This window comes from Anaeromyxobacter sp. SG66 (assembly GCF_022690805.1).
GTDB classification, from domain to species: domain Bacteria; phylum Myxococcota; class Myxococcia; order Myxococcales; family Anaeromyxobacteraceae; genus Anaeromyxobacter; species Anaeromyxobacter soli.
This window is the reverse complement of the sequence record NZ_JALCZC010000190.1, coordinates 1-4,261: the sequence shown is the minus strand read 5'-3', so window position 1 is coordinate 4,261 and position 4,261 is coordinate 1. Positions and strand designations below refer to the sequence as shown.

At 72.7% G+C, this 4,261-nt stretch carries 3 protein-coding genes; all 3 read left to right on the top strand.

Annotated elements, in window-relative coordinates:
* A partial coding sequence (locus MNZ39_RS23465) for a DUF4912 domain-containing protein (RefSeq protein ID WP_242341508.1) occupies positions 1 to 907 on the top strand: 907 nt, incomplete at its 5' end.
* Positions 908 to 2,506: a glycoside hydrolase family 57 protein gene (locus MNZ39_RS23460; protein ID WP_242341507.1), complete on the top strand. Its 1,599-nt coding sequence runs from the start codon at positions 908 to 910 to the stop codon at positions 2,504 to 2,506.
* Positions 2,507 to 2,631: 125 nt separating this feature from the next.
* Positions 2,632 to 4,194 carry a lysine--tRNA ligase gene (gene lysS / locus MNZ39_RS23455; RefSeq protein ID WP_242341506.1) on the top strand — a complete coding sequence of 521 codons (1,563 nt, stop codon included), beginning with the start codon at positions 2,632 to 2,634 and terminating at the stop codon, positions 4,192 to 4,194.
* Positions 4,195 to 4,261: the final 67 nt, after the last annotated feature.

Here is a 4,261-nt window from a genome sequence, read left to right as displayed (position 1 = left end):
GGCGCCCCGCACGCGCCGGGCGGCCAAGGTGGCTGCGGCGGTGGCGGGCGCGGCGGCCGGCGCGGTGGCCGGGGTCGCGGCGAGCGTCTCGGCGGCGCGGGCGCGCCGCAAGAAGGTGGGCAACGGCAAGCCGGGCGAGGCCGCGCCGGACCCGGAGGGCTACTTCGTCGCGCGGGTGCGCGGGGAGGAGGCGGTGCGCGAGGCCCCGCGCCCCATGACCGAGACGACCTCGGACGCGCCGGAGGCCTTCCGCGCCGTCGAGGAGGGCGAGGGCGCCCCCGAGGGCGCGGGGGGCGCGCCGTACGAGGAGAACCTCGGCGAGCTGCCCTGGGGCTACGGGGACGACGCGTTCGTCGCGCTCCCGCGCGATCCGCGGACGCTCTTCCTCTACTGGGACTTCTCGCAGGGCACCGCGCAGGGGGCGTTCGCCGGGCTCGACCACCCGCGGGCGGAGCTCCGGATCTTCGCGCGGAGCGGCGGCGGCTGGGAGCCGGTGCGCACGCTGGACTTCGCGCTCGAGGCGACCGGCTTCTACGTGCACGACCTCGAGCCCGGCCGCGTGTACCGGGCCGAGATCCACGCCGTCGATCGCGGCGGGCAGGACCGGCAGCTCGGGCGCGGCTCGAACGAGATGATGCTGCCGCCGCTCGGCCCCTCGCCGGTGATCGACGACCGCTTCATCCGCATCCCGTGGGAGATCCCGCTCGGGCGGCTCCTCGGCCCCGGCCACGCGGGCGGACCGTTCTCGGAGGAGGCGCGGGCGCTCCTCGCGCGCCTCAGCGACTGGTCGCGCTTCGCCGCCCGCACCGGCGGCAGCGCGGGCGGCGTGGGCGGACGGCCGACCTCTCCGGGCGTGTCGTCGCCGACCTCGCCGTTCGGAGGGTTCGGAGCCGGGGAGGGCGCCTAGATGGCCCAGGACGTCCTCGGCTACGTCGCCCTCCACCTCCACGCGCACCTCCCGTTCGTCCGCCACCCGGAGTACGACGAGTTCCTCGAGGAGGACTGGCTCTACGAGGCGATCAGCGAGACGTACCTGCCGCTCCTGAGGGTCTTCGACCGCGCGACGGACGAGGGGATCCCGTTCCGCATCTCGATGACCATGACGCCGCCGCTCGTCGCGATGCTCCGGGACGAGCTGCTCATGTCCCGCTACGCGCGGCGGCTCGACACGCTCTGCGAGCTCGCGGACAAGGAGGTCCACCGCACCCGCAACGACGGCACCTTCCACGGCCTCGCCCTCCACCACCAGCGCGAGTTCCGCGAGCTGCGCCAGCTCTTCAACGACCGCTACCGCCGGGACCTCGTGGGCGCGTTCCGCCGCCTCGAGGAGGCGGGGCGGCTCGAGATCGTCACCTGCGGCGCGACCCACGGCTTCCTGCCGCTCATGCAGCCGTACCCGGAGGCGGTGCGCGCGCAGATCGCGGTCGCCGCGCGCCACCACCGCCGCCACTTCGGCAAGGATCCGGTGGGCATCTGGCTGCCGGAGTGCGGCTACTTCCCCGGCGCGGACGCGTTCCTCGCCGAGGAGAACATCCGCTACTTCTTCGTCGACACGCACGGCATCACCGACGCGACGCCGCGGCCGCGCTACGGCGTCTACGCGCCGATCTTCACGCCCACCGGGCCGGCCGCGTTCGGGCGGGACGCCGAGTCGTCGATGCAGGTGTGGAGCTCCGAGTCCGGCTACCCGGGCGACCCGGACTACCGGGAGTTCTACCGCGACGTCGGGTGGGACCTCGAGTACGAGTACGTGAAGCCGTACATCCAGCCGACCGGGCAGCGGAAGAACGTCGGCATCAAGTACTTCCGCATCACGGGCAAGACCGCGCACAAGGAGCCCTACGACCCGGCGCGCGCGCGGGAGCGGGCGGCGCAGCACGCGGGCAACTTCATGTACAACCGCGAGCGGCAGATCGAGCACCTCGCCTCGCGCATGGACGGGGTGAGGCCGATCGTCGTCTCGCCGTACGACGCGGAGCTCTACGGCCACTGGTGGTACGAGGGGCCGCTCTTCATCGACTTCCTCATCCGGAAGATCGCCTTCGACCAGCGCATCTTCAAGCTCGCCACGCCCGGCGACTACCTCCGGGAGAACCCCGAGCAGCAGCTCGCGACGCCGCCGCTCTGCTCCTGGGGCGCGGGCGGCTACGCCGGCGTCTGGCTCGACGGCTCGAACGACTGGATCTACCGCCACCTGCACAAGGCGGCGGAGCGCATGATCGCGCTCGCCCGCGACTACCGGGAGCCGAGCGACCTCGAGCGGCGCGCCCTCGACCAGGCCGCGCGGGAGCTGCTCCTCGCCCAGTCCTCGGACTGGGCCTTCATCATGAAGACCGGGACGATGGTGGACTACGCCATCCGCCGGACGAAGGAGCACGTGCTCCGGTTCACGCGGCTGCATGACCAGCTCCGGGCCGGGCAGATCGACCCGGAGTGGCTCGCCCACGCCGAGACGAAGGACAACATCTTCCCGGAGATCGACTACCGCCTGTACGCACCGCGGTAGGAGCGCGAGCCGGTTCGGCTGGCCGCCCGCTCGATCCGCCGCGCGGCGCGCGGATGTTCTCGCGTTGACGGGGCGGGCGAGCCCGACTAGCCTCGCCGCACGCTTTTCCCCGTCGAAACCGAGACATGCGAGATCCCAACCCCCCCCGCGGCGACGACCTCGGCGCGACCGAGCGCGAGATCCTCGCGCATCGCGCGAAGAAGGCCGAGGCGCTGCGCGCCCTCGGCGTGAACCCCTACGGCAACGGGCACCGCCCGGAGCACCTCTCGAAGGACCTGCGCGACAGGTACGGCGACGCGCAGGCCGACGAGATCGCGAAGGACCCCGGCGCCTGGTCGATCGCCGGGCGCGTCCTCGCGGTCCGCCCCTTCGGCAAGGCCGCCTTCCTCAAGATCCGCGACGCCGCCGGCGAGCTCCAGGTGTGGATCAAGAAGGATCGGGTCTCCGAGCGGGACTTCGAGATCTACAAGCTCCTCGACATCGGCGACATCGTCGCCGCCCAGGGCGCCGCCACGCGCACCAAGACCGGCGAGCTCACGCTCGAGGCGACCGCCTTCACCATCCTCACGAAGTCGATGCGGCCGCTGCCCGAGAAGTGGCACGGGCTCAGCGACGTCGAGCAGCGCTACCGGCAGCGCTACCTCGATCTCATCGCCACCCCCGGCGTGCGCGACACCTTCGTGAAGCGCGCCCGGACGGTCTCGACCATCCGGCGCTTCCTCGACGGCCGCGGCTACCTCGAGGTCGAGACGCCGACCCTGCACAAGCCGGAGGAGGCCGGCGGCGCGGCGGCGCGCCCGTTCGAGACGCACCACAACGCCCTCGACCTCTCCCTCAAGCTCCGCATCGCGACCGAGCTGCACCTGAAGCGGCTCGTGGTGGGCGGCTTCGATCGCGTCTACGAGATCGGCCGCATCTGGCGGAACGAGGGGATCGACCGCCGCCACAACCCCGAGTTCACCACGATCGAGTTCTACGAGGCGTACGCGACCGCGGAAGACCTCATGAAGCTCACCGAGGCGCTCTTCCACGCGCTCGCCCTCGAGGTCGCGGGCGCGCCGGTGGTGACGTTCCAGGGGCAGCCCATCGACTTCACCCCGCCGTACCCCCGCGTCTCGCTCGTCGAGGTGGGCGCCCGTGCCCTCGGGCTCTCGGTCGAGGACGCGCTCGCCGGCCGCGGGCTCGCCGAGGCGCTCGCGCGCGCGGCGGCGCGCGAGAACGAATCGGAGGACGCCTGGAAGCTCGAGCAGGCCGCGAAGCGGTCCCCGGGCGAGGCGATCGCCGCGGCCTTCGAGGTGTTCGGCGAGCCCCAGCTCCCGAAGGACCGGCCCGCGTTCGTGGTCGACTTCCCCCTCGAGACGAGCCCGCTCTCGCGCAGGCGCGACGCCGATCCGCGCCTCGTCGACCGCTTCGAGCTGTTCGCGGGCGGCATGGAGTGCGCGAACGCCTTCTCCGAGCTCAACGATCCTGCCGACCAGCGCGCGCGCTTCGAGGCGCAGGTGAAGGCGCGCGCCTCGGGCGACGAGGAGGCGATGCCGTACGACGAGGACTTCGTGCGCGCCCTCGAGCACGGCATGCCGCCGACCGCGGGCGAGGGCATCGGGATCGATCGGGTGACGATGATCCTCACCGACTCCGCCTCGATCCGCGACGTCATCCTGTTCCCGCTGCTCAAGACCCGGGACTGACGTGAGCGAGGAGCGGATGCACGAGCGCGTGGCCGCCGGCGGCGGGCCCCCGAGGTCCGCCGAGGGC